This window comes from Halomonas salinarum, from assembly GCF_012062845.1.
Lineage (GTDB): Bacteria > Pseudomonadota > Gammaproteobacteria > Pseudomonadales > Halomonadaceae > Onishia > Onishia salinarum.
The window spans coordinates 86,368-111,407 of sequence record NZ_WWNB01000010.1 but is presented as its reverse complement, the minus strand read 5'-3'; the positions used below and the strand labels follow the sequence as shown (position 1 = coordinate 111,407).

The 25,040-nt window shown below is 62.8% G+C and carries 17 protein-coding genes; 9 read left to right on the top strand and 8 right to left on the bottom strand.

Going from position 1 to position 25,040, the window contains the following annotated elements:
- Positions 1–158 precede the first annotated feature (158 nt).
- From HF027_RS09120 to sucD, 5 genes are all read left to right on the top strand, one after another.
- Complete coding sequence (locus HF027_RS09120; RefSeq protein ID WP_168014935.1) at positions 159–2,993, top strand: 2-oxoglutarate dehydrogenase E1 component; 2,835 nt, start codon at positions 159–161, stop codon at positions 2,991–2,993.
- A 43-nt stretch (positions 2,994–3,036) separates the two neighbouring features.
- The gene (odhB, locus tag HF027_RS09115) at positions 3,037–4,650 is read left to right on the top strand and encodes a 2-oxoglutarate dehydrogenase complex dihydrolipoyllysine-residue succinyltransferase (protein ID WP_168014933.1); all 1,614 of its coding nucleotides are present in this window, start codon (positions 3,037–3,039) and stop codon (positions 4,648–4,650) included.
- Positions 4,651–4,699: 49 nt separating this feature from the next.
- The gene (gene lpdA, locus HF027_RS09110) at positions 4,700–6,136 is read left to right on the top strand and encodes a dihydrolipoyl dehydrogenase (RefSeq protein ID WP_168014931.1); all 1,437 of its coding nucleotides are present in this window, start codon (positions 4,700–4,702) and stop codon (positions 6,134–6,136) included.
- Between the two features lie 140 nt (positions 6,137–6,276).
- Positions 6,277–7,443 carry an ADP-forming succinate--CoA ligase subunit beta gene (sucC, locus tag HF027_RS09105; RefSeq protein WP_168014928.1) on the top strand — a complete coding sequence of 389 codons (1,167 nt, stop codon included), beginning with the start codon at positions 6,277–6,279 and terminating at the stop codon, positions 7,441–7,443.
- A complete protein-coding gene (gene sucD, locus HF027_RS09100) occupies positions 7,443–8,315 on the top strand; it encodes a succinate--CoA ligase subunit alpha (RefSeq protein ID WP_168014926.1) in 873 nt (290 codons plus the stop codon). Before sucC ends, sucD begins: the two co-directional genes overlap by 1 nt.
- Positions 8,316–8,379: 64 nt before the next feature.
- Here the strand turns inward: sucD and HF027_RS09095 are convergent, their stop codons facing one another.
- Positions 8,380–10,248, bottom strand: a complete 1,869-nt coding sequence (locus HF027_RS09095; protein WP_168014924.1) for a cellulose binding domain-containing protein — start codon at positions 10,246–10,248, stop codon at positions 8,380–8,382.
- Positions 10,249–10,572: 324 nt separating this feature from the next.
- Between HF027_RS09095 and HF027_RS09090 the strand changes: the two genes are divergently transcribed.
- A complete protein-coding gene (locus HF027_RS09090; protein ID WP_168014922.1) occupies positions 10,573–12,258 on the top strand; it encodes a type I secretion system permease/ATPase in 1,686 nt (561 codons plus the stop codon).
- Complete coding sequence (locus HF027_RS09085) at positions 12,255–13,634, top strand: HlyD family type I secretion periplasmic adaptor subunit (protein WP_245184620.1); 1,380 nt, start codon at positions 12,255–12,257, stop codon at positions 13,632–13,634. The genes HF027_RS09090 and HF027_RS09085 overlap by 4 nt, the downstream gene beginning before the upstream one ends.
- A 98-nt stretch (positions 13,635–13,732) precedes the next feature.
- On the opposite strand, the gene gpgF is transcribed toward HF027_RS09085, so the two are convergent.
- Together gpgF and gpgS are read right to left on the bottom strand one after the other, a co-directional pair.
- Positions 13,733–14,815 carry a glucosaminyl phosphatidylglycerol flippase gene (gpgF, locus tag HF027_RS09080; RefSeq protein ID WP_168014920.1) on the bottom strand — a complete coding sequence of 361 codons (1,083 nt, stop codon included), beginning with the start codon at positions 14,813–14,815 and terminating at the stop codon, positions 13,733–13,735.
- Positions 14,816–14,880: 65 nt separating this feature from the next.
- Positions 14,881–16,056 (bottom strand): N-acetylglucosaminyl phosphatidylglycerol synthase, encoded by a 1,176-nt coding sequence (gpgS, locus tag HF027_RS09075; RefSeq protein ID WP_168014918.1) that lies wholly within the window; start codon positions 16,054–16,056, stop codon positions 14,881–14,883.
- Between the two features lie 172 nt (positions 16,057–16,228).
- Here gpgS and HF027_RS09070 point away from each other — a divergent pair, with 172 nt between their 5' ends.
- Positions 16,229–17,482, top strand: coding sequence for a phospholipase D-like domain-containing protein (locus HF027_RS09070; RefSeq protein WP_168014916.1), 1,254 nt, complete (start codon positions 16,229–16,231; stop codon positions 17,480–17,482).
- Positions 17,483–17,641: 159 nt separating this feature from the next.
- On the opposite strand, the gene HF027_RS09065 is transcribed toward HF027_RS09070, so the two are convergent.
- Positions 17,642–19,582 (bottom strand): exoribonuclease II, encoded by a 1,941-nt coding sequence (locus HF027_RS09065; protein WP_168014914.1) that lies wholly within the window; start codon positions 19,580–19,582, stop codon positions 17,642–17,644.
- A 192-nt stretch (positions 19,583–19,774) separates the two neighbouring features.
- Between HF027_RS09065 and HF027_RS09060 the strand changes: the two genes are divergently transcribed.
- On the top strand, positions 19,775–20,572 hold the full coding sequence (locus HF027_RS09060; protein WP_168014912.1) for an HAD family hydrolase: 798 nt from the start codon (positions 19,775–19,777) through the stop codon (positions 20,570–20,572).
- Between the two features lie 92 nt (positions 20,573–20,664).
- Here HF027_RS09060 and HF027_RS09055 read toward each other — a convergent pair whose 3' ends face one another.
- The 4 genes from HF027_RS09055 to HF027_RS09040 all read right to left on the bottom strand — a co-directional run bounded on the left by HF027_RS09055 (position 20,665) and on the right by HF027_RS09040 (position 24,834).
- Positions 20,665–21,105: a universal stress protein gene (locus HF027_RS09055; protein WP_168014910.1), complete on the bottom strand. Its 441-nt coding sequence runs from the start codon at positions 21,103–21,105 to the stop codon at positions 20,665–20,667.
- Between the two features lie 81 nt (positions 21,106–21,186).
- On the bottom strand, positions 21,187–22,242 hold the full coding sequence (locus tag HF027_RS09050; RefSeq protein WP_168014908.1) for a TIGR01620 family protein: 1,056 nt from the start codon (positions 22,240–22,242) through the stop codon (positions 21,187–21,189).
- On the bottom strand, positions 22,239–23,630 hold the full coding sequence (locus HF027_RS09045; RefSeq protein WP_168014906.1) for a YcjX family GTP-binding protein: 1,392 nt from the start codon (positions 23,628–23,630) through the stop codon (positions 22,239–22,241). The genes HF027_RS09050 and HF027_RS09045 overlap by 4 nt, the downstream gene beginning before the upstream one ends.
- Positions 23,631–23,655: 25 nt before the next feature.
- The gene (locus HF027_RS09040; RefSeq protein WP_168014904.1) at positions 23,656–24,834 is read right to left on the bottom strand and encodes an MFS transporter; all 1,179 of its coding nucleotides are present in this window, start codon (positions 24,832–24,834) and stop codon (positions 23,656–23,658) included.
- Positions 24,835–25,040: the final 206 nt, after the last annotated feature.

Sequence of the window (25,040 nt, the reverse complement as noted above, 5' to 3'; positions counted from 1 at the left end):
TAGTGCACCGGCTCTTGGCGATCGAGACCTGGGCTTTCGGTTCATGCCGAAGCTCGCCGGATAGGACACAAGCCCAACCGGCAGGGCAACAGTCACGCCGATGCGGCGATGCCGTATATGGCGCCGATAACACCCCATCAGTGTAGGGTGACCGAGACATGCAAGAAGGCATAATGGAGTTGATGTGGCGCACATCTCATATCAGTGGCGGCAACGCTCACTATGTGGAAGCGCTATATGAACAGTTCCTCGTCGATCCAAATGCTGTCCCCGACGAGTGGCGCAATTACTTTGATCAATTGCCCCGCCCGGATGGCAGCCCCTCCCAAGACATTCCACTCAGCCCGATTCGCGACCAGTTCTACCAGCTCGGCCAGTCCCGGCGTAGTGCTCAGGCTACCGCGAGCGTCGACAGTGGCGAGAGCAAAAAGCAGGTCAAGGTTCTCCAGCTGATCAATGCGTATCGCTTCCGCGGGCATCAGAAGGCCGATATCGACCCGCTCAAGCTGCGTAGTCAGGTGCCGGTACCTGATCTTGAGCTGTCCTTTCACCAGTTGACCGAGGCCGATCTGGATACCGAATTCCAGACAGGGTCTTTTTTCCTGGGCAAGGACAAGGCGCCGCTCAAGGAGATTGTCGATGCGCTGGAACAGACCTACTGTCGTTCCATCGGCTGCGAGATCATGCACATCGTCGACACTGAAGAGAAGCGCTGGCTGCAACAGCGCTTCGAGTCGGTGCGCTCCAAGCCCAAGTTCAGCCCGGACGTGCGCAAGCACGTACTCGAACGACTGACGGCGGCCGAGGGTCTGGAAAGTTACCTGGCATCCAAGTACCCAGGCACCAAGCGCTTCGGCCTCGAGGGTGGCGAAAGCTTTATCCCAATGATGGATGAAATCATCCAGCGGGCCGGTGGCTACGGCACCAAGGAAGTCGTCATTGGCATGGCGCACCGTGGGCGTCTCAATCTGCTGGTCAACATTCTGGGCAAGGCTCCCTCCGACCTGATCGAGGAATTCGACGGTAAGAAGGTGATCTCTCAGGGCTCAGGTGACGTCAAGTATCACCAGGGGTTCAGTTCGAACGTGATGACGCCGGGAGGCGAAGTCCACCTGGCGTTGGCGTTCAACCCCTCGCATCTGGAAATCGTCTCTCCGGTGGTCGAAGGCTCGGTGCGGGCTCGTCAGGATCGTCGTGATGACGCCGATGGCAGCCTGGTACTGCCGATCAGTATCCATGGTGATGCGGCCTTCGCCGGTCAGGGCGTGGTCATGGAAACCTTCCAGATGTCACAGACCCGTGCCTACAAGACGGGCGGCACGGTGCATATCGTGATCAATAACCAGGTGGGCTTCACGACCTCCCATCCTGGCGATACACGCTCCACCGAGTACTGCACCGATATCGCCAAGATGGTTCAGGCGCCGATCTTCCACGTCAACGCCGACGACCCGGACGCGGTGCTGCACGCGACCCAGGTGGCGATCGACTATCGCCATCAGTTCAAGCGTGACGTGGTCATCGATCTCGTGTGCTACCGCCGTCGTGGCCACAACGAGGCCGACGAACCCTCCGGCACCCAGCCGATGATGTACAGCAAGATCAAGGATCATCCGTCGGCGCGCACGCATTTCATCAAGCGTCTGGTTGATGAGGGCGTGATTGGCGAAAACGATGCCAAAGCGCAGATGGAAAAGTATCGCGACGACCTGATGGCCGGCAATCATGTGGCCAACGCGCTGGTTAAGGAGCCGAACACCTCGCTGTTCGTCGACTGGGCGCCGTATCTCGGCCATGAGTGGACCGGCGATGCCGACACCACTGTCGACATGAAGCGCATGCAGCAGCTCGCCACCAAGATGTGTGAAGTGCCGGACGGTATTCAGGTCCAGCGTCAGGTCGCCAAGATCTATGAAGACCGGCGCAAGATGGTGGCCGGTGGCATGGCGCTGAACTGGGGCTTTGCCGAGACCCTGGCCTATGCCACGCTGCTCGATCAGGGGCATCCGATTCGTATCACTGGCCAGGACAGTGGACGCGGCACCTTCTCCCACCGCCATGCGGTGGTGCACAACCAGAAGGACGGCAGCACGTACGTGCCGCTCGAGCATATTGCCGAGGACCAGCCGCGCTTCACCATCCACGATTCTTACCTGTCGGAAGAAGCCGTGCTGGCCTTCGAGTACGGCTACGCCACCACCATGCCCAATGCGCTTGATATCTGGGAGGCCCAGTTCGGGGACTTCTTCAATGGCGCCCAGGTGGTGGTTGACCAGTTCATCTCCTCCGGTGAAACCAAGTGGGCACGCTTGTGCGGTCTGACCATGCTGCTGCCTCACGGCTATGAGGGGCAGGGCCCCGAGCACTCTTCCGCTCGCCTCGAGCGCTTCCTGCAGCTGTGTGCCGAGCACAACATGCAGGTCTGCGTGCCGACGACGCCGGCGCAGATTTTCCATCTGTTGCGCCGTCAGGTGATTCGTCCGCTGCGTAAGCCTCTGGTGGTCATGTCGCCGAAGAGTCTGCTGCGCCACAAGGAAGCGACCTCCACGCTTGAGGAACTGGCTAACGGCAAGTTCCAGATGGTATTGCCCGACCAGGGCAAGCTCGAGGCAGAGAAGGTCACGCGGGCGGTGCTGTGTTCCGGCAAGGTCTATTATGATCTCGCCACCTACCGCGCCGAGAACGAGCGTGAAGACACCGCGGTGGTTCGCATTGAGCAGGTCTATCCCTTCCCGAAGGAAGAACTGCAAGAGGCCCTCAAGGTGTATCCAAATCTCGACCAGATTGTCTGGTGTCAGGAAGAACCGCTCAACCAGGGCGCCTGGTATCAAAGCCAGCATCACCTGCGGGTAGTAGCAGACATGTTGCGCGATGGCATGGGACGCGACCTGAAATTTGCGGGTCGTCCCGCCTCAGCGGCTCCGGCTGCCGGTTACATGTCCGTGCACGTAGAACAGCAGCGCCAACTGGTGGATGACGCCTTCAACCTTTGAAGGTATCCCCATCGGACGAGAGAGAACTCATAAGGGAAATTCAATGGCTACCGAGATCAAAGCGCCAACCTTTCCGGAATCCGTTGCCGAGGGCAGCGTCGCTGCCTGGCACAAGAAGCCGGGTGACAGCGTCGAGCGTGACGAGCTGATCGTCGAAATCGAGACCGACAAGGTGGTGCTCGAGGTCGTGGCACCCGAAGCCGGTACGCTTTCCGAGATCAAGGCCGAAGAGGGCGATACCGTCACTTCCGAGCAGGTGTTGGGTACCCTCGGCGCTGCGGGCGAAGCGAAGAGCGAGCCCGAGGCCGACGAGAAAGCTGACGATAAGGTTGAGGAAAAAGCCGACGAGAAGGCCGCTGACAAGAGCGAAGCCAAGTCGGCACCGAAGGCCGAAGCCTCCGGCAAGACCCATGACGTCAAGGCGCCGACCTTCCCGGAATCCATCCAGGAAGGCACGGTTGCGACCTGGCACAAGAAAGTCGGTGAAGCGGTCAAGCGTGACGAAGTGCTGGTCGATATCGAGACCGACAAGGTGGTGCTCGAGGTGGTTGCACCCGCTGATGGCGCGCTTTCCGAGATCAAGGCCGAGGAAGGTTCTCAGGTCGAGTCCGAGGCGGTGCTTGCAAGCTTCGCTGAAGGCGCCGGCGGCGGCGAAGCGCCGGCGGGTGATGCCGACAAGGCTGAGGCCTCTTCTTCGCAGGGCAGCAGCGATCAAGGCAGCGACGATCAGGGTAGCGACGAGAAAGTCGGCGACAAGATTCTTGCTCCGGCGGCGCGCAAGATGGTCGCCGAGCATGATCTGGACGTGGCCAAGATCGAAGGCACCGGCAAGGGCGGTCGCGTGCTGAAAGAAGACGTTCAGAAGGCTGTCAAGGAAGGTTCCGCCCAGAAGACCAAGTCGGCGTCGGCCAGTGCTGCAGCACCGGCTGCCACGGCGGCGCCTGTTGCTGACGGCGAGCGCCCCGAGAAGCGCGTGCCGATGAGTCGCCTGCGCAAGACCATCGCCAAGCGTCTGGTCGAGGCCCAGCAGACCGCTGCCATGCTGACCACCTATAACGAGGTGGACATGGGCGCGGTGATGGATCTGCGGGCCCAGTACAAGGACACCTTCCTCAAGGCACACGACACCAAGCTCGGCTTCATGGGCTTCTTCGTCAAGGCGGCCTCCGAGGCGCTCAAGCGCTTCCCGGACGTCAATGCCTCCATCGACGGCAGCGACATCGTCTATCACGGTTATCAGGACATCGGTGTGGCCGTGTCCACCGACCGTGGCCTGGTCGTGCCGGTGCTGCGTGACACCGACAGCATGAAAATTGCGGATGTCGAGAAAACCATCGTCGACTTCGGCAAGCGTGCCCGTGCTGGTAAGCTCGGCATCGATGAAATGCAGGGCGGTACCTTTACCATTACCAACGGCGGTATCTTCGGTTCGCTGATGTCGACACCGATCCTGAACCCGCCGCAGACCGCGATTCTTGGCATGCACAAGATTCAGGAACGTCCGATGGCGGTGAATGGCAAGGTCGAGATTCGTCCGATGATGTACCTCGCCGTGTCATACGACCACCGCATGATCGATGGCAAGGATGCGGTCCAGTTCCTGGTCACCATGAAGGAACTGCTCGAGGATCCGGCACGCCTGCTGCTCGACGTGTGAGTCAGCGTGACGCCAACGATTCCAGCGAACTGAAAACAGGAAGGAAAGCATGGCCGATAAATTCGATCTGATCGTCATTGGTGCTGGCCCCGGCGGCTATGTCGCCGCCATTCGCGCCGCCCAGCTGGGTCTCAAGACCGCGTGCGTCGAGAAGTGGATCGACAAGGAAGGCAAGACCGTGCACGGCGGCACCTGCCTGAACGTGGGCTGTATCCCCTCCAAGGCACTGCTCGAAGCCTCCCACAAGTTCATCGAAGCGCAGCACGACTTCGACGACATGGGGATCCAGGCGGGCGACGTCACGATGGACGTCAAGAAGATGATGGCCCGCAAGGACAAGATCGTGAAGAACCTGACCGGCGGCATCGCGGGTCTGTTCAAGGCCAACGGTGTAACCGCTCTGGAAGGCGCCGGCAAGGTGCTCTCCAGCAAGCAGGTCGAGGTCAGCAAGGATGGCGAGAAGGTCGTCTATGAAGCCGACAACATCGTCATCGCCTCCGGCTCCGTGCCGGTCGATATTCCGCCGACCCCGCTCACCGAGGGCCTGATCGTCGATTCCACCGGCGCGCTCGAGTTCGACGAGACGCCCAAGCGCCTCGGCGTGATCGGCGCCGGCGTGATCGGCCTCGAGCTCGGCAGCGTCTGGAACCGTCTGGGCTCCGAGGTCACCGTGCTCGAGGCCATGGACAGCTTCCTGCCGATGGTCGATCAGGCCGTCGCCAAGGAAACCCAGAAGCTGCTCAAGAAGCAGGGGCTGGACATCAAGCTCGGCGCCCGGGTGACTGGTTCCGACATCAAGGACAACGAGGTCGTCGTCAAGTACGCCGACAGCGAAGGCGACAAGGAGATCACCTTCGACAAGCTGATCGTCTGCGTCGGCCGTCGTCCTTATACCCAGGGCCTGCTGGGCGACGATGCCGGGGTCAAGCTCGACGAGCGTGGCTTCATCTTCGTCGACGATCAGTGCCGCACCAGCGTGCCGGGCGTCTACGCCATCGGTGATGTGGTACGTGGTCCGATGCTCGCTCACAAGGCATCTGAAGAAGGCATCATGGTCGCCGACATCGTCGCCGGTCATAAGGCCGAGATGAACTATGATGCCATCCCGAGCGTTATCTATACCTTCCCGGAAGTGGCCTGGGTCGGCATGAACGAGCAGGAAGCCAAGGCGGCCGGCATCGAGGTCAAGTCCGGCTCCTTCCCGTTCGCGGCCAGTGGTCGCGCCATGGCCAACAATGCCACCGAAGGCATGGCCAAGGTGATTACCGACGCCGAGACCGACCGCGTACTGGGTATGCACATTGTCGGTCAACACGCCGGCGAGATGATCGCCCAGGGCGTGATTGCCATGGAATTCGGCTCCAGCGCCGAAGATCTGGCACTGACCTGCTATGCACACCCGACCATGTCGGAAGCCGTGCACGAAGCCGCACTGGCGGTCGACGGCCACGCTATCCACATGGCCAATCGCAAGAAGCGCAAGTAAGTCGCCGAACAACGAGCGCCGCCTACCTGAGCGGCGCCATGCTCCGACCGGCTCGGGGCAAACGGGGATGACTTGGCACGCTACAGAGGTGGCGCGCCACGATCATCGTTCGAGTCACATGCAACCAATGGCATGACACGATGAATCTTCACGAGTATCAGGGCAAACAGCTGTTTGCCGATTATGGTCTGCCGGTATCCAAGGGCTTTGCCGTGGATACCCCGGAAGAAGCTGCAGAAGCTTGCAACAAGATCGGTGGTGACAAATGGGTCGTCAAGGCTCAGGTCCACGCTGGTGGTCGCGGCAAGGCCGGCGGCGTCAAGCTGATCAAGAGTCCGGAAGAGGCCAAGGCGTTTGCCGAGCAGTGGCTGGGCAAGAAACTGGTGACCTTCCAGACCGACGAGCACGGTCAGCCGGTCGCCAAGATTCTGGTCGAGAACTGCACCGACATCGCCAACGAGCTGTACTTGGGCGCCGTCGTCGATCGCACTACCCGTCGCGTGGTGTTCATGGCCTCCACCGAAGGTGGCGTGGAGATCGAGAAGGTCGCCGAGGAAACGCCCGAGAAGATTCTCAAGGCCGAGATCGACCCGCTGGTCGGCGCTCAGCCGTACCAGGCACGTGAACTCGGTTTCGCACTGGGCCTTAACAAGGAACAGATCAAGCAGTTCACCAAGATCTTCCTGGGTCTGTCGAAGCTGTTCCACGACAAGGATCTCGCCCTGCTCGAGATCAACCCGTTGGTGATCACCGGTGAAGGCAACCTGCACTGCCTCGACGCCAAGATCGGCCTGGATGGCAACGCTCTGTACCGTCACCCGGACCTGCAGGCCATGCAGGACCCGTCTCAGGAAGACGATCGTGAAGCCGAAGCGGCCGCCTGGGATCTGAACTACGTGGCGCTCGACGGCAACATCGGTTGCATGGTCAATGGCGCCGGCCTGGCCATGGGCACCATGGACATCGTCAACCTGAACGGTGGCAGCCCGGCCAACTTCCTTGACGTGGGCGGTGGCGCTACCAAGGAACGCGTGGCAGAAGCGTTCAAGATCATCCTCTCCGATGACAACGTCAAGGCCGTGCTGGTCAACATCTTCGGCGGTATCGTGCGTTGCGACATGATTGCCGAGGGCATCATCGGTGCCGTCGAGCAAGTCGGCGTCAACGTGCCGGTCGTGGTACGTCTGGAAGGCAACAACGCCGAGCTGGGTGCCGAGAAACTGGCGTCCAGCGGTCTGAACATCATCGCTGCTACCAGCCTGACTGACGCGGCACAGCAGGTTGTCAAGGCAGCGGAGGGCAAGTAATGAGTATCCTGATCGATAAGAACACCAAGGTCATCTGCCAGGGCTTCACCGGTGGCCAGGGAACCTTCCACTCCGAACAGGCCATCGCCTACGGTACCCAGATGGTCGGCGGCGTGACACCGGGCAAGGGCGGCCAGGAACACCTGGGTCTGCCGGTGTTCAACACCGTCAAGGAAGCCGTTGCCGAGACCGGCGCAGAAGCGTCCGTGATCTATGTGCCGGCGGCGTTCTGCAAGGACTCCATCCTTGAAGCTGCTAACGGTGGCATCAAGCTGATCGTCTGCATCACCGAAGGCATCCCGACGCTCGATATGCTGGATGCCAAGGTCAAGTGCGACGAGTTGGGCGTGCGCCTGATCGGCCCGAACTGCCCGGGTGTGATTACACCGGGTGAAAGCAAGATCGGCATCATGCCGGGCCATATCCATCAGCCGGGCAAGGTCGGTATCGTGTCACGCTCCGGCACCCTGACCTACGAAGCCGTCAAGCAGACCACTGACCATGGCTTCGGCCAGTCGAGCTGCGTCGGTATCGGCGGTGACCCGATCCCGGGCTCCAACTTCATCGATATCCTCGAGATGTTCGAACAGGACCCGCAGACCGAAGCGATCGTCATGATCGGCGAGATCGGCGGCACCGCCGAGGAAGAAGCCGCGGCCTACATCAAGGCCAACGTGTCCAAGCCAGTGGTCGCCTACATCGCGGGCGTGACCGCGCCTCCGGGTAAGCGCATGGGCCATGCTGGTGCCATCATCTCCGGCGGCAAGGGCACGGCCGACGAGAAGTTCGGCGCCCTGGAATCAGCGGGCGTCAAGACCGTGCGTTCCCTGGCCGAGATTGGCGATGCCCTGAAGCAGGTCACCGGCTGGTAAGCCGGCGACCCGCCTCATGGCGCAAAGGGTACCCCTCGGGGTGCCCTTTTTTTGTGCCCGGTGGTCAGCCCGCCAGGTCATCGACCTGGTTGGCCATGCCCAGTAGCTGTACGTCGATGTCGTTGCCATTATCGTTACTGGCAGTCATCTCGTCGGGCAGCGACTGGTCATCACCATAGGCCTTGAAGGCGAAACGCCAGGACTCGCCGGGGGCGAGGGTGTTGTCGGTGTTGTCTTCCACGCGGTAAGCGCCGTCGTCTTCGCTCAGATTGCCGTTCCACAGCGTATCGATATCCGCAGCCAGGTCGAAGCGTACCTCGGGGTTGATGATCTCCTCATCGGAGACGTTCTCGATGAAAACCTCGGCGACATAGCCCGACGACCAGCTGCTGGTGGTATTGCTGGTCGCCAACAGCTCGGTGCCGTCCTCGACCAGGCCTGGCAGTTCAGCGTCACCGTTCAGGATCGTGGAGGCATCGGGGGCGGCGAGCGGTTCGCCCGCGAAGACGTTGCCCGACGCCAGATGCAGGGTGCTGCCATCGCCGAAGACGGCGAATTCTATGTTGGTGAGGGTGTCGTGGCTGCCTTTCCCGGTGATCTCAGCTCCTTCGTCATTGAGTGATACCTGGTGATCGGCATAGTCGCCGACATAGCGTGCCGTGTCGGTGCCATCGCCGCCATCGAGTCGATCGGTGCCATCGATCCAGTCGTCTCCCGGCCCGCCCTGGAGGATGTCATTGCCGGCACCGCCGGTCAGGGTGTCATCGCCCAGGTTGCCGTTGAGGTAGACACCATCATCGGAGCCCTGGACATCATCGCTGCGCCGCGAACCGACCATGTAGTCGAAGATCACGTCGTTGGCCTCGGCATCGGTGATGGCGCCGAAGCTCTCGCCTCCCGAGTTGGTCCACAAGGCGGGGGACATGGTATCGGCATCGGGGTCACGCACGGACTCAAGGACCCGCACGCTGTTGTCATGGTCGCGGCCGCCGTGGAAATTGACGTCGCGGTCGGTATAGGCGACCTCGACGTCGTTGCCCACCGAGGAGCGCCAGGAGGCGAACACCAAGCCATGGCGCATGCCGGTGTCCTCGAGTCCGCTGAAGCTGCCGTCGTAGCTTTCATGCAGCTCGTAGGCGTAGCCATTGCCACCACTGCCCTTGTTGAAGGCCCCATGCGCTGCGATGTCCTCGACGCTGGTGTCCAGCGTCCTGGAGAAATGGAAGGCATTCGACGGGCCATCATTGACCGTGATGTCGCTTAGGCTCGCCCCGACGGTGCCCTCGAGGGATACGGCATGGTAGCCGGTCAGTTCATCCAGGGTATTGTCGAAGTCGCCGGCCTCGGCCGTGCCCAGATCGAACTCGACGCTGAAGCCTTTCAGGCCGATATCTTCGGCCGTTTCGAGGCGTTCGATCTGCGTCTTGCCAGCATCGAAATCGAAATGTACGCCGCGGTCGAGCGTGACGTTGTCGCCATCGACAGACGCGACCTTGGCCATGCTGGTGCGCAGCTCGGCATGCTCGACCTTGCGCCAGGACGTATCGCCGATCTCATCGAAGAAGGCATCGTCGTTGTCCTGCCAGAGACGGAGGGTGTCGCCGACCTGCAGGTCATGGTCGCGATCCAGGGTAAGCCGCTGCTCGCCCTCGTCGATCGACGACGCCAGATCCCCTTGGTAGGTGTTTTCCGTGCCATCCACGTGAATGGCATGGTCGTCATTGCGCTCCAGCGCTTGGTCACTGAAACGCAGGGTGGTCTGGTCGGCACCGGCCCCGACCAGTGATATGTCGGAACGCTCGATGGTGATGGCATCATCGAGCTCGAAGGTGCCGGCGGCGAGCCTCAGGGTCGTCCCCGCCTCGGCATCATCGATCAACGCCTGCAATTCCTCGGCGTTGGTCTCGGTGCCGACATCGATGTACGAACTCATTATTTTAGTCTCTCCTGTGTCTTCAAAAGGCGACAGTGCTTACTGACGATAGTGGGTGGTTTCTATGGATTAAACGTCTAAAAATGGTGCTGATATTGTTGCCATTTGAGGACACCTTCTTCCGGTTGAAAGTGCTCATTATTGGCCGCTATCGTGCGATGCGTAAGCGTAGGTTAGAGACGAAAAGAGTGTTGTATAAGCAGATGAGTGGGTCAATGAGAGGTATGAAATTTTTGCAAGATAGCAATGTAGTTTTTAGTCATTTATCGGTAAGCATTAAAACATTTTATCCTTTTATGGCAGCAGTGCGGGGAGCCTTATTGCATGGCAGTTGAATCGCGAACCGTACTCGGTAATGCCTTGGAAAACTGCCGCCACTCCCTGCGCTGGGCCTGCTTTTTTAGCCTTTTCATTAACCTGCTGATGCTGACACCTGCTTTATACATGCTGCAGGTGTACGACCGCGTTATTACCACGGGCAGCGAGGCGACACTTCTGGTAATGACGCTACTGGTCGTCTTCTTTTTCTGCATCATGGGGGCGCTGGAGTGGGTCCGTAGCCGCGTTCTGGTACGCCTCGGTAACCGTTTCGATATGCAGCTTCATGATCGCCTGCATGGCCACATGTTCTGGCGGGATCTCAATCTGCCGGGACGTCATGGCGCCTGGCCGCTCGATGACTTGGCGACCCTGCGTCAGGCGCTGGCCGGGGGAGGGCTGCTGATCTTCTTCGACGCCGTCTGGGTGCCGATCTACCTGGTCGTACTGACCCTGTTCCATCCCTGGTTCGGCGGCTTTGCCGCTGTCGCGGGGGGACTGCTGCTGGCGCTGGTGGTGGCCAGCGAGAAGGCCACTCGCCATTTGCTCGACGCCGCCAGTCGCGATCAGGCCGAGTCACGGGAACTCGCCGCCAGTAACCTGCGCAATGCCGAGGTGCTACATGCCATGGGGATGCTGGGTGGCATCCGCAGGCGTTGGGCTCGGCTGCATCGCAACTATCTGACCAAGCAGTCGCAGGCCAGCGACCGCGCCGGGCTGCTCTTCAGCCTGACCAGGACCCTGCGCCTGGCCGCCCAGTCGCTGATCCTGGGGCTAGGCGCGTTGCTGGTACTCAAGGAACAGATCACTCCGGGCATGATGATTGCCGGTTCGCTGTTGATGGGGCGTGCCCTGGCGCCGATCGATCAGGCCATCGGCGGCTGGAAGAGCGTGGTCGCGGCACGTGCCGCCTATCGGCGTCTCGAGGCGCTGTTTCGCGAGGCGCCCAGCGACGAGCAGCGAATGGCGCTGCCGGCGCCGCGCGGTGAGCTGACGATCGAGGACATGGCCGCGGGACCGCCGAGCCAGGAGCGGCCGGTCATACGAGGCGTCAACATCGCCATCGCCGCTGGCGAACACGTCGGCATCATCGGTGCCAGTGCCGCCGGCAAGTCGACGCTGGCCCGCGTGCTGCTGGGCATCTGGCCGGCCCGCCAGGGCAGCGTGCGCCTCGACGGGGCGGACATCATGCAATGGCAGCGCGAGGCGCTGGGCCCCTATGTGGGCTATCTGCCGCAGGACATCGAGCTCTTCGAGGGCAGCGTCGGCGAAAACATCGCCCGCTTCGACGAGCTGGATGCCGACAAGGTGGTGGCCGCGGCCAGGCGGGCCGGGGTCCACGAGATGATTCTTCACCTGCCCGAAGGCTACGACACCCGTCTCACACCGAACGGGGGGGCCCTGTCCGCCGGACAGCGGCAACGCATCGGACTGGCCCGAGCCCTGTATGACGATCCGGCCCTCGTCGTGCTCGACGAGCCCAATTCCAACCTCGATCACCAGGGGGAACAGGCGCTGACCACGGCGATGCGAGAGCTGAAGCGAGAGGGGATCACGCTCTTGGTGATCAGTCACCGCACCGGCGTGTTGAAGGAAGTCGATAGCTTGCTGCTGATGGAGCAGGGCCAGGTCCGCTTGTTCGGTTCCCGCGAGCGGGTGTTGGCCAAGATGGCCGGGGAGGCTCAGGCATGAACATGTCCGCGACGCCATCGCTCGAGGCAAAGACCACACCGGAGGCCGCGACAGTGACCGCCACCGCGACGGATGGACAGGATGAGGGCCCGCCGGTCGGCGACCGGCGGCATCGCCGAATCGGCATCGGGATCCTGCTGCTGTTGCTGGCCGGCTTCGGTGGCTGGGCGGTATCGGCCGATCTGGCCGTGGCGGTTATGGCGCCGGGGCGTGTCACGGTCGCCTCCTTCAAGAAGACCGTGCAACACCTCGAGGGGGGCATCGTCGAGCGCATCGCGGTCGACGACGGAGACCGTGTCGAGCGAGGCGATACCTTGATGACCCTTGACCCCACCCGTATCGACGGCGAGCTCGAGATCGCGCGCATGCAGTACTGGATCAATCGCGCCACACAGCTGCGCTTGCAGGCCGAGCAGGCCGGTCAGCAGAGCTTGAACTACCCGGAGGCGCTCCTCGATCACGATGATCAACGCCTCGCCCGGGTGCTGACCGTTCAGCGTCAGCTGTTCTTGGCGCGACGACTGCGACTTCAGGGCGCACTGGACGCGCTGGACGAGCAAATTGCACAGCGCCGCCGCCAAATCGAGGGTCACGAGGCCCTGATCGATGCAACCGAGCAACAGCTTGCGTCACTACGCAAAGATGTAAAGGCGCTAGGCTCGCTGTACCAGGACGGCTTCGGTGACAATCAACGCCTGCACGAAATGGAGCGAGAGATCCTGCGCTATGAGGGCGAGCTCGCCGAGCATCGTGCCGATATTGCCCGTCTACGCTCGAAGGTTGGCGAGTATGTCCTGCAGAAAGAGGTCCGCGAGCAAAAGCATCAGGAAACTGTCAGCGACCAGCTCCGCGAGGTTCAGCATCAGGTCGCCGACGCGAAAGAGCGTCTGGCCATGTTGCGTGACCAGCAGCGTCGGTTGAATATCTCGGCACCGGTCGCGGGTCGTGTGGTGGGGCTTGCCGTGCACACCCGCGGGGCGGTGCTCGACCCTGGCATGCGAGTTCTCGACATCGTGCCAGTCGGTCAAGACTTCGTCGTCAAAGCCCGTGTCACCGACCGAGACATCGATCATGTGAAGACCGGGCAGCCGGCGGAGGTGCGCTTCACTGCCTTCAACCGCCGTCAGTCGCCGCTGGTGGAAGGCGAAGTGCAGCGTGTTTCTGCCGACAGCTTCGAGGACGAAGCCAGCGGGGAGCATTTCTACAAGGTGCGAATTTCGCTCAAGCCCAAGGCGTTGGCAACGCTACCAGCGGATCTATCGCTGCGTTCGGGCATGCCGGCCGAGGTTCGCCTGCAGGGCGGCGAGCGGACCTTCGCCAGTTACCTGTTCAAGCCGGTGAGCGACATGTTGGCGCGAGCCATGCGCCCTGGTTGATGTGGTTTGTCTTGAGGAATAAAACGCCTGTCGCAAGCGTTCAGGGCGGCGCTCCATCCTATCCTCAGTCCGGGACGCACACGTTGATGGGTGATACATCATGTGCCGGTGTAGTGGCCCGAGAGTCGCCGTTCACCGCCTGCAACGATGATGGGCCTGGCGAGCCATGCCAGCACCGGAGCACCTGCCAGCAGATACCAATGGTAGGTAACGAAACGCCAGATCAAGATTGCGGCCGCGGTGGTTTCGCCGCCGAGTGAGGGGAGTAAAAATGCACCGATGGTCAATTCGACGCCCCCGGCGCCACCCGGCAGCAGACTCAGTTGACCGGCTGCCATGGCCAGCATCTGTACCATGAAGGTCCAGACCCAGGCGATGTCGACACCTAGCCCATCCAGCGTCAGGTACAGCAGGCTGTAGCGGGTAATCCAGTGGGTGCTGCACAGGGCGAAGATGGTGGCGAGCCTCAGCGGTGGTTGGCCAAGCGTGATGGCAAGCCCTTGGCGGAAGTGCAACATATGACGGCTCAGACGTCGGCGATTCGCCTGGCTGATCCCCAATTGCTCGAGCGGTGCACGACTCAGTCGTAGCACACGGGGCAAGTACATCAGTAGTAACGTCATCATCACCAGCAGCATCACCAGTACCGCGCTTGCTAGCTGTATCAGCTCGGGCCGGGGCCAGGCATTCGGATGCAGTAGGGCATACCCGCCCATCGCCGTCAGGGCGAGCAGGAAAAACAGCATGTCGCAGATCTGGTCGATCACGAATATCCCGGAGGAGGTGGCGGGGTGAACACCGTGACGCTTGAGTAGCATCATCAGCGTCAATGGACCGCCGCTACCACCGGGTGTGGCGCAAGTGGCGCATTCGGTCGCCATCACCATGGCAACCGCACGGCGCTGTCCCAGGGGGGTGGATGAAAATCGCGTCAGTGCTCGGTCCATCGGTGACGGAGTCGTTGGGACGCCATCCTGCTGCGCTCGCCAACGGTCACGAGAACCGCCGCGGCCGGCAAGCAGCAAACGCAGGCGCAGTGCATTGAGATTCCAGCAGCCCATGACCAACGCGAGTATCAGCGTCAGGCGTGCGAGGGGAAAATCCAGTAGCGCCGAAAACGGAGCCAGACCATCGAGCAGCATAGGGATCAATGCCGCCACCAGCAGGGCCAGGATCAGCATGACTCTGCTGCGCAAGCGCCTCAAACCCTGTGTCGACCTCTTTATCAAGCGTTGAATAAGCAATGTCATCGGCAAGGTGTCACGAGCATACTTGCAGGTGCATTGCCGTCTTTAGCGACGTATGCCGGCTCGCTATCCATGCTCACGGCGAGTGTCGTTGGCGACAGCGTGCGGTAGTGGTCGAGTAGACCATCGATCACCTTTGACCAACGATAGTGGCGCTCCACGTGGCGACGGGCATGGCGGCCGATGGCCGCGGCATCGTTGAGGAAGAGCTCTTCCACGGCCCGGGCCATGGCCGCCGGCGCATGAGGCTCGCAGAGCACACCACAGCCTAACGGCACGTTCTCGATCAGCGCACTGGCCCGGGCGGCCACTACCGGTAGACCGCTGGCCATGGCTTCCAGCGCCACCAGGCCGAAGGTCTCGCGGGTGCCGGCATGAATCATGGCATCGGCATTGGCAAGCGCACGGGCGACCTCATTGGGCGAACAGCAGCGGCTGATCACGCTGACATTGTCGGGCACCTGCGTGGGCATGCCCGGCCCCATCAGCAAGAGGTGATAGCCACGGCCCAGCCGCTGGGCGGTCGCCAGCAGGTGATTGACGTTCTTCTCTTTGGAATTGCGCCCGGCGAAGACCAGCAGCCGGGTGGTGTCGGAGAGCCCTAGCGTCCGGCGCAATTGGTCGTTGCGACGGCGAGGATGAAAGGTGTCAAGGTCGACCCCTAGCGGCTGGACGCGGATGTCCTCGATGCCCCAATCCGCGAGTCGCTCGCCCATTGAGCGGCAGGGCACCAACACGCTATCGAAGCGCCCATAGAGGTCCGCCACGTAGCGTTGTAGTCGTCTGGCTACCGGCGCACCAAAACGGTCGCCCATCAGCCGGGGCAGGTCGGAGTGGTAGAATCCCACCACCGGCACGCCCAGCTGCTGGCCGGCCTCCAGCGCCGCCCAGGCGGTAACGTAGGGGTCACCGGCCTCGATCAGGTCCGGGCCAAGCTCGACCAATGCCTCTCGCCAGGGGCGGCGTCGAAGCGGAAAGCGATAGCCCTGCCCCAGTGGTAGGCGACAGGCGGGCAGGGTTTGCAGGGTACCGAGGGTCTGGCGCTCGCTTGCTGGCACCAGCAGGCTTGCCTCGACGCCTGGCAGGGTCGCCAAGTGACGGTGTTTGGCCTGAAGGTAGGTGCGCACGCCGCCGCTGTCCGGGGCATGAAACATGGTGACGTCGGCGAGGTACAAGGCCATCTCCTGTTGCCGTGAACATGCGCCAGAGAGTAACGACGCAATGCGACAGTTCGACGACAGTGGGCTCGCCTTCACTCCTTGGATACCGCCTTTTGCTCGATAGGTGGCACTTCGCGGCCATGCATGAGACATATGAAAGCACGTGCACACGACAAGGAGAGTGGTCATGCCATCCGACACCGGTTCCGGCCGTCATTCATTCGAGGATCAGTCGCAAGAAGCTGGCTCACTCGATAGTCAGGCCGCGTCAGGACCAGGCTCCGCGTCGCCACGTGAACAGGCCTATTACCGCACCGAGCTCGAATACGCGCTGGGCACGCCGTTTACCGACGGCAACCATGTCGAGGTCATGCGCAATGGCGTGGAGATATTTCCTGCCATGCTCCATGCCATTGATACCGCCGAGGCCAGCATCGATGTCGTGACCTACGTGTACTGGACCGGCGATATCGCGCGCCGTTTCGCCGCAGCACTGGCCCGGCGGGCGCGCGAGGGGCTGCGGGTTCGTGTTGTGCTGGATGCGGTGGGAACGCAGAAGATGTCGCCCGAGGTGGTTAACCAGATGCGTGAGGCAGGGATAGAGGTGCGCTGCTTTCGCCCCATCAGGCTGCCCAGGCCCTGGCAGGCCGATAAGCGTACTCATCGCAAGATACTGGTGTGCGACGACCGTCTTGGTTTCGTTGGCGGGGTGGGTATTGCCGCCGAATGGGAAGGCGACGCCCGCACTCCGGATGAATGGCGCGAGACACATCTTCAGGTATCGGGGGCGGCGGTCATCGGGTTGCATTCGGCCTTTCTCGATAACTGGAACGAGTGCGGTCCCTGGCAGTGGCATCCGATCCGTCAACGCCCGCCGGTACATGAGCATGGCATGCTGGTTCAGTGCGTGCGGGCATCCTCGACGATCGGCTGGACCGAGTCCGCCGCCATGCTGCGCTCGCTGGTCGCGGTCAGCCATGTCCGGCTGCGCATCGTTACTGCCTACTTTGCGCCCGATGATGATCTGGTCGAGCAGATGATCTCGGCACTCGAGCGTGGCGTCTCGGTGGAGCTGCTGGTGCCGGGTCGCTACAACGACAGTCGCCTGTCGCAGTTGGCCGGTCATCCGAGCATCGAGCGGTTGCTCGATGCCGGTGCGAAGGTCTGGGTATTTCTGCCCACCATGCTGCATGCCAAGGTGATTACCGTCGACGGTCGGCTGTCCTGCGTGGGGTCGGTGAACGTCAATCATCGCTCGATGGGCAAGGACGAGGAATGTTGTGCGCTGATGATTTCAGATGACGTCACGGCGACGCTGGATGGTCAGTTCGACGATGACTGCCAGCGCTCAACGCGCCTGGATGCCGCCGAGTTTCACCGCCGAGGGCGCTGGACACGGCTCAAGGAGCAGGGGGCACGTCTGCTGCTGGAGCAGCTGTGAATCAGGCCGGGGTTAGGTCGGGGCTGGGTCAGGGGTAGGTCGAGAACAGGCCGAGCCCTGCTTCGCGATGGCCCCTGCCAGCTTGCGAGACACGGGCGAAAACGATAACGCCCCGGCCAATGGCCAGGGCGTTGTCGTGTCACAGGTGGTCAGCGTGGATCAACCCACCGGACGAGCCACCAAGGAGCGCGTCTCTTCGCGCGCTTCGGTAAGCGCCACGCGCGTCATGTCGCCGAGTTTGAAGCGTTCTTCGCCCTCGATCTGGATGCGGCCTTCCTTGTCGTCGATGACCACCTTGTCACGTTCGCTATGCATCAGCGGTGCCGGGATGAAGGCGGTCGCGCCATTGTCGACCAGACGCACTCGCATGCCGCCGCGGTTGATGGCGATGATCTCGGCCTCGAACTCCTGCTGCTCCTTGGCCGCTTCGCCCAGGTAGCGCACATAGAGCCAGTCCTTGACGTCGCGCTCGGCCATGCGGTTGAGGCGGCGACGCTCGGTGAGCTGCTCGGTCAGCGCCTGGCTGGCCTCGGCCGGGGCGCTCTCATTCTTCAGCACCCGCTTGATCAGGCGGTGGTTGACCATGTCGCCGTACTTGCGGATCGGCGACGTCCAGGTGGCATAAGCCGCGAGGCCCAGGCCGAAGTGCGGGCCGGGCAGGGCAGACATGTTGGTGAAGCCCTGGAAGCGACGCAGGCGGACATCGAGCCAGGCATCATCGCGGGCCTCGAGCTCGCGCTTGAGCTCACGATAGCGCGGCAGCTCGGTGAGCGCCTCGCGTTCGACCTGAATATCCTGGTCAGCGAGAAACTCGTGGGCCGCATCGGCTTTTTCCGGCTCGAAGGCACGGTGCACGTTGAAGATGCCGTGACCGACCCTTTCCGCCAGCAGGTCGGCGCAGCAGGCGTTGGCCGCGATCATCGATTCCTCGATCATGCGGTTGGCGATGCGCCGATCTTCGGTGCGGATGTTCAGTACGTTGCCGGCGTCGTCCAGATCGAAGACGTAATCCGGCCGATCCTTGAATACCAGGGCGTGAGCGGCACGCCAGGCACTCCGTGCTTCGGTCAGGTCGCGCAGGGCGGTGAGCTGCGGCGCGATGGCCTCATCCGGTGCCCAGTCGCCCTTGCCCTCGATCCAGTCAGAGACATGGTCGTAGACCAGGCGTGCCTTGGAGATCATGGTCGCGGCGAAGAAGCGGTAGTCGCCCAGGTTGCCTTCGGCATCGATATCCAGTGCGCAGGCCAGCACCGGGCGCTCGCGGCCCTCCCACAGCGAGCACAGGTCGTCGGCCAGTACTTCGGGCAGCATGGTGACGTTCTGGCCCGGGAGGTAGACGGTGAAGGCACGGGTACGCGCTTCAAGGTCGGCGCTATGGCTTTCATCGACATAGGCGGTGGGGTCGGCGATCGCCACCGTCAGGCGCCAGCCGCCGTTGTCCAGGGTCTCGACGCGCAGGGCATCGTCCATGTCACGGGTCTTCTCACCATCGATGGTGAAGAAGGGCTCGGCGGTGAGATCCTCGCGCTCTAGGCCTTCATCGGCCATCGGCCATTCGTCGCCAGCTTCCGGTGAGGCCTGCTCAAGATCATGCCGGGCAAGCGTCACGCGCCAGGGCACGGCCGGGTTGTCGGACTTGGCCACCAGTTCATCGATCTGGGCGAAGAAGCCGCGGTCGCCTTCCTTCATGGGGTGGCGGACCAGGCGTGCAACGACCCAGTCGCCATCGGCGATGCTGTCTTCATCAAGGCTGCGCTTGATGCGCGACTTGATCACGTTCTTGACCGACGGGTGGTCGGGCACTACGGCCAGACGGTCCTCGCGCTTCTGCACCCGAGCGACGAAGCGTTGTAGGCCGATTTCCAGCAGACTATCCGGCTCGACCGAGGTCTTTTCGCCTTCTTCCTTGAGGATGGCCTTTACACGATCACCGTGCAGCACCTGCTTCATGGCGGGGGGCGGCACGAAGTAGGAGTCGCCGTCGTCGGTCTCGAGGAAGCCAAAGCCCTTGTCGGTGGCCTTGATCACGCCCTCGACCCGGGGAGTGGTATCGTGGATCTGCTGCTTGAGCTGGGCAAGCATGGAGTTGTTCTGGAGCATCGGACACTTTTACATGGCGAGAAGAGTGGGAGCCACTATACGGATTCCACCCGCCTGCGCCAATCGGGACGGGGGAGTGCGACCTCTGTGTGTTCTCCATCACGCGGTTGGTCGATAGCCTGGAGTGCCCCCGGCGCAGACAGCCAGTTGCTCCCTTGGGTATGCTATCGACTGAGTTGCCAAGGAGCCCCCATGTCCCCCCAGCTGATCGTCACCGACCTCGACCGCACCCTGCTCAACGCTGACCATGACCTGGATGTCCACACGATTGAGACCTTCCAGGCGCTCGCCGAGCGCGGCCACCATCTGGCCATTGCGTCGGGTCGTCATTATCGAGACATCCTGCCACTGCGTGAGCGGCTCGGCGTGCCGGCCCATATCATCAGCACCAACGGTGCCTACCTGCATGGCCCGGACGACGCGGTGCTGGCGACCCAGCACGTACCCGAAGACCTGGCCCGGGAACTGATCGCGCTGGAGCGCCCGCCAGGCATGCGCCTGAATCTTTACCGCGATGACGACTGGCTGATCGATGCGCCGGCGCCTGAGCTCCTTGCGCTGCATGCCCATACCGGTTTCGGCTATCGGGTGGCCGAGCCTTTTGAGTTTGATGGCATAGGCGTCGGCAAGGTGCTCTTCATCGGCGAGCCAGCGTCGTTGGCAGCGATCGAAGAGGTGGTGGAAGCACGCCACGGCCCCGCTTTGCACCTGACTTACTCCCTGCCCGGCTCACTCGAAATCATGGCCGGTGGGGTCAACAAGGGCACCGCTCTGGCGCGTCTGCTCGAGCGGCTGGGGTTGCCGGCCGAGGCCTGCATGGCCTTCGGTGACAACCTCAACGACACCGAGATGCTGGACCTGGCCGGTCAGGCCTTCGTGATGGCCAATGCCCATCCCGAGTTGCCCGGGCGGCTGCCCCGAGCGACCCGCATCGGCCATCATGATGAGGCCGCGGTCTCGCATACGCTGCGTAGGCACTTCTTCGACTAGTCGATCTGGCCCGGTCTGGCGATCGCCGGTTACTGGCAGTGGCTGTTGCGTTTACGCTCGACATATAGGCCGTTAAGCACTAGTTCAATACGCTAGTGCACGGTGATGACGGTGCACTTGGCGGCGTGGCTGACCTTGTGTGAGACGCTACCGACCACCAGGCTCGAGAAGTCGCCAAGCCCACGGCTGCCCATGACGATCGCATCGGCGCTGAGTCGCTTGGCCTGCTCAAGGATGGTGCGGCTGGGCTCGCCCTGGGCGAGGGTCGTGTCGACGTGCTTGGCGCCCATGGCGGTCGCTTCCCGGGAGGCCCGGTCGATCAGCTCGCGGCCGTTCTTCTCGAGTACGTCCTGGGTGGTCTCCAGCTTCACCGCGCCTATGCCCCAGATCAGCGTGGTCTCATGCGCCAGCGCCTCGGGGATATGCAGGATATGCAGCGTGGTATCGCTATCCTTGATCAGCTGGCAGGCCACTTCGAGCGCCTTGCGGGCGTGTTCGGAACCATCGACGGGCACCATGACCGACTTGAACATGGCATCATCTCCTTGGTGAATATCCTTTCATGCTAGCCAAACTCTCCCTTGCTGGCTTGATCCCGGTCAATACTCCCAGCACTAGCCATCAGAGCTGCCTGGCGACGTGCCACGCTTCTGGCTTGAAGCATCATCGAGTCGCGACAGACGCTGCCAAAGCTCGCGGCGCAGCTCGACCAGCCGCGGGGCCTCGCCGGTCTCGAAGGGCAGGGGCCGTGCAAGCCCCAATGCCTTGAGCCCCAGCCGCGCACTCATCAGGCCAACGCCGAGCCCCTGAGCGGCGCGGGTCGAGAGGCGTCCGGCGAGATCCATCGACAGCCACTCCATGCCGATGTCGCCGGCAAGCTCGCTGCTGCCGGCGAAGGCGACGTTGTAGAGCACCTGGCGAAAGAGCCTGAGGCGGCTGGCGTAGCCAAGCTCCAGCCCGTAAAGACGCGCCAGGCGGTCGATCATGGCCAGGTTTCGCCAGGCCACCAGTGCCATATCGAGCAGCCCAAGCGGGCTTGCCGCGACCAGCACGGCGGTATCGCCCGACATCCGGGCGATGAGTCGCCGTGCCTCGCGATCCCGGGGCGATAGCAGATGGTGGGCAAGCAGCACACGCTGCTCGGCGCCGCCGTGGTGATCGTCCTGGGAAGCGAGATACCCCTGCCAGTGAGGATGATCGGCATCCAGGCCGAGTCTATCGCGTAGCGACTCGGCAAGGCGCTGCGCCTCATCTGGCTTGGCCTGGGAAAGCTCGGCCAAGCGGTCGCGCAGGGCGCCATGTCGACGCAGGCGGCGCAGTCGCAGGAGCTCCTTGGTCAGTGCCTTGCCGGCAAGACCTACCCCGGCCAGCAGCAGGAGACTCCAGGCACCGGCGAGCCAGTCGCCGTTCAGGGCGGCGGTGAAGGTGGACTCGGCGGCCTCGACGGCGCCCAGCAGCAGACCGCCGCCTAGCAAGCCCATCAGCCCCCACCGTCGCCGCCGTGGCCGGGCCAGGCTCGAGGCCAGGTCGGTTTCTGCCGCGTCTTCCTCAAGAGGACGGCTGGCCTGAGTGTCCGGGAAAGCCGTAGCGGGGCGCGGATCCCGCTGGCCAAGGTCAGTCTCGAGCGTGGGATCGACCGAGAAGCGCTGAGAGGGGCGGGGGTCGGTCATTGCAGCTTGTCTCCGAGCAGCCAGTCGAGGGTTGAATCAAGGCGGATATGGGGCAGTGCCCCCTCGCCTCGCGGTGCGGGGCGAAAGGCGCGGAAGTCAAACCCCTGGCGAGCCCAGAAGTCGGCATTGGGAAGCCTTGGCGGCACCTCACCGGGAAAGACCAGCACCGACTCATTGTCCAGGGTGGTGCCGCGCAGCGCCGGCGTACTGCGCCCCTGGTGCTCGACACGATGGGCGCTGGTGGTGCGGATCGACGCCAGCGAGAAGGCCTTGACCGGTATGTCGGCGAAGCGCAGGTCCTTGAGCGGTTCGGCCAGGAGCGCTTCGAGCAGGGTGACCAGGTGAGGGTGCTGCTCCGGCGTGACATGATCGGCCTTGGTGGCGGCAATGGCCAGGCGGTCGATACGCGGCGTGAACAGCCGCGACAGCAGGCTGCGCCGGCCATAGTCGAAGCTCTTCATCAGTGTGCCAAGTGCCCTGGACAGGTCGGCAAAACGGTCTGGTCCGGCATTCAGGGCGCCGAGCACGTCGACCAGCACGAGCTGGCGGTCGAAGCGCCGGAAATGGTCCAGATAGAAGGGTTTGACGATATGTCGCTGGTAATGGTCGAAGCGCCTGGCCAGGGTCTGATAGACGCTGTCAGCCGGCAAGGCCTTGAGCCGATCGAGATCATCTTCACCAAGCCCGGGCAGCGGGAAGAACTGCAGCACCGGGGCGCCGTCGAGCTCGCCGGGCAACAGGAAGCGCCCGGGTTGCAGATCGGCGAAGCCGGCTTCGCGGGCGGCCCGCAGGCCAGAGGCGTAGGCCTCGGCGATCCTTGCCAGGTGCGCCTCGTCGGCAGTGGCCGCGGGGTCGAGTTCGGCCACGAGTGAGCGCCATTCGGCGAATAGCGCCGCGTACTCGCCGTCATCGCGCTGAGGGCGAGAGGCGCTCCAGCTGAGATAGTCGTGATCCAATAGCGGCAGGTCGAGCAGCCATTCGCCGGGATAATCGATCAGATCCAGGGTCAGGGTCGCGACCTCCGGGGCCAGGAAACCACGGCGTTTGGGCCGGTAGCGGATCGCCAGGCGCAGCTCGCTGATGCCGCGGGTCGGCTCGGGCCAGCGCGGCGGATCGGCGTCGAGTGCTGCCATGGCCGGGTCATAGGGAAAGCGCGGTACACCTAGATCCTGTTGTGCGATGCGCTTGGCGCCGAGCAGGCGTCCTTCTCGGGCAGCGGGCAACAGGTCAAGGCGCGCCTCGAGCCCGGCGTGGCGAAGCTGGTGGACCAGCGAGGTCAGAAAGGCCGTCTTGCCGGCGCGAGACAGGCCGGTGACCGCCAGGCGTAGCTGGCGGTCACGCCCGCGTTCGATAAGATCATGAAGTTCGCGAGCCAGTGGCTGGCGCATGGGAGAGTTCCGTTCAGCGAAAAGTTCAGCCTCCAATGTGCGGGTGTGGCGCCCGGCTGGCAAGTCGCTGCCAGGCAAGCGCCAGGATAGGCGCAAGTGACAGCGGAATCAGCAGGGCATTCAGGCGCGACCAGCCCAGCTCGCTGACCAGTGGCCCGGCAAGTAAGGCAGTGACGGCGACGGTGGAGAACACCAGGAATTCGTTGGTGGCCTGGGTACGGGCTTTCTCCGCCGGGCGGTAGCTTTCGGTGAGAAGGCCGGTGGCGGGCAGGAAGGTGAAGTTCCAGCCGAGTCCTAGCAGTACCAGTCCCCCATAGAAGCCGCCAATGCTCGGGTCAAGCTGCGCCACCAGGCCGCTCGCGGCGAGCAGCAGGCAACCGAGCACGATCATGGTCCGCGCGCCGAAGCGGGCACTCAGGTGGCCGGTGAAGAAAGACGGCAGGAACATCGCCAGCACGTGCCACTGGATGGTGGTGGCGACATGGGCAAAATCGTGGCCCGCTGCGTTCATGGCCAACGGGGTGGCGGTCATGGCGAGGTTCATGACGCCATAGCCGACCAGTCCCGACAGCACGGCGACGATGAAGACCGGCTGACGAAGTACCTGGCCCAGGGGGCGTGCGCTGCCGGGTTCATGGGTTGTCTCGGGTGGCGGCAGGCGGATGAGGGCAAGCACCAGAAGCGCTAGGACATAGAGTGCCCCGAGCCCCAGAAAGCTTGCCAGGAAGGGTGTGTCCCCGAGCCCACGGCTGGTATTGGCAAGCCAGGGGCCGAAGAAGGCTGCCAGCACACCGCCCCCCATCACGAGGCCGATGGCCCGATCGCGATGGTGCACCGGCGCCACTTCGATGGCGGCGAAGCGATATAGCTGGCCAAAGCCGATGCCGATGCCGAGCAACCAGGTAGCCAGCATGAAACGCCAGAAATCCGTGTGGATCAGAGCCTCGCAGGCCGCCACGACGCCGGCGAGTCCGATCAGGTTGCCAAGCAGGAAGCCTCGGCGCCGGCCGAAGCGGGCCATGATCAGTGAGGCGGGCACGGTGGCACACATCAGGCCCAGCCACTGGGTCGCCACCGGAGCGGTAGACCAGGCGGAGGAGGGCGCGAGCTGAGCGCCGATCAGCGGCGAGACGGCGATCAGCAGGATGTTGCCGCTGATCAAAAGCGCCTGACACAACGAAAGCAGCAAGACACTCAGTGGCATGAGCGGATGCCCCCTTCACTAGGCAAGCGGAAGGGCGTAGCGGGTAGAGATGAGAGATACATCCGACACTCCCTGACAGGCGATGTCCTGCAGTTTGGGCGCACGCGGTGAAGTCCACAATGCCCCATATCCCAACGATAGAGACATTACTACCCTCAAAGCCTGCCTCAAACGACGATGCCCTGCCGGAAGGCAGGGCATCGAGC

Bases quoted from the DNA above. Each gene is read 5' to 3' on its own strand.
- HF027_RS09120 (WP_168014935.1), top strand. From the start codon at position 159: ATGCAAGAAGGCATAATGGAGTTGATGTGGCGCACATCTCATATCAGT.
- odhB (WP_168014933.1), top strand. From the start codon at position 3,037: ATGGCTACCGAGATCAAAGCGCCAACCTTTCCGGAATCCGTTGCCGAG.
- lpdA (WP_168014931.1), top strand. From the start codon at position 4,700: ATGGCCGATAAATTCGATCTGATCGTCATTGGTGCTGGCCCCGGCGGC.
- sucC (WP_168014928.1), top strand. From the start codon at position 6,277: ATGAATCTTCACGAGTATCAGGGCAAACAGCTGTTTGCCGATTATGGT.
- sucD (WP_168014926.1), top strand. From the start codon at position 7,443: ATGAGTATCCTGATCGATAAGAACACCAAGGTCATCTGCCAGGGCTTC.
- HF027_RS09095 (WP_168014924.1), bottom strand. From the start codon at position 10,248: ATGAGTTCGTACATCGATGTCGGCACCGAGACCAACGCCGAGGAATTG.
- HF027_RS09090 (WP_168014922.1), top strand. From the start codon at position 10,573: ATGGCAGTTGAATCGCGAACCGTACTCGGTAATGCCTTGGAAAACTGC.
- HF027_RS09085 (WP_245184620.1), top strand. From the start codon at position 12,255: ATGAACATGTCCGCGACGCCATCGCTCGAGGCAAAGACCACACCGGAG.
- gpgF (WP_168014920.1), bottom strand. From the start codon at position 14,815: ATGCTGATCCTGGCCCTGCTGGTGGCGGCATTGATCCCTATGCTGCTC.
- HF027_RS09070 (WP_168014916.1), top strand. From the start codon at position 16,229: ATGCCATCCGACACCGGTTCCGGCCGTCATTCATTCGAGGATCAGTCG.
- HF027_RS09065 (WP_168014914.1), bottom strand. From the start codon at position 19,582: ATGCTCCAGAACAACTCCATGCTTGCCCAGCTCAAGCAGCAGATCCAC.
- HF027_RS09060 (WP_168014912.1), top strand. From the start codon at position 19,775: ATGTCCCCCCAGCTGATCGTCACCGACCTCGACCGCACCCTGCTCAAC.
- HF027_RS09055 (WP_168014910.1), bottom strand. From the start codon at position 21,105: ATGTTCAAGTCGGTCATGGTGCCCGTCGATGGTTCCGAACACGCCCGC.
- HF027_RS09050 (WP_168014908.1), bottom strand. From the start codon at position 22,242: ATGACCGACCCCCGCCCCTCTCAGCGCTTCTCGGTCGATCCCACGCTC.
- HF027_RS09045 (WP_168014906.1), bottom strand. From the start codon at position 23,630: ATGCGCCAGCCACTGGCTCGCGAACTTCATGATCTTATCGAACGCGGG.
- HF027_RS09040 (WP_168014904.1), bottom strand. From the start codon at position 24,834: ATGCCACTGAGTGTCTTGCTGCTTTCGTTGTGTCAGGCGCTTTTGATC.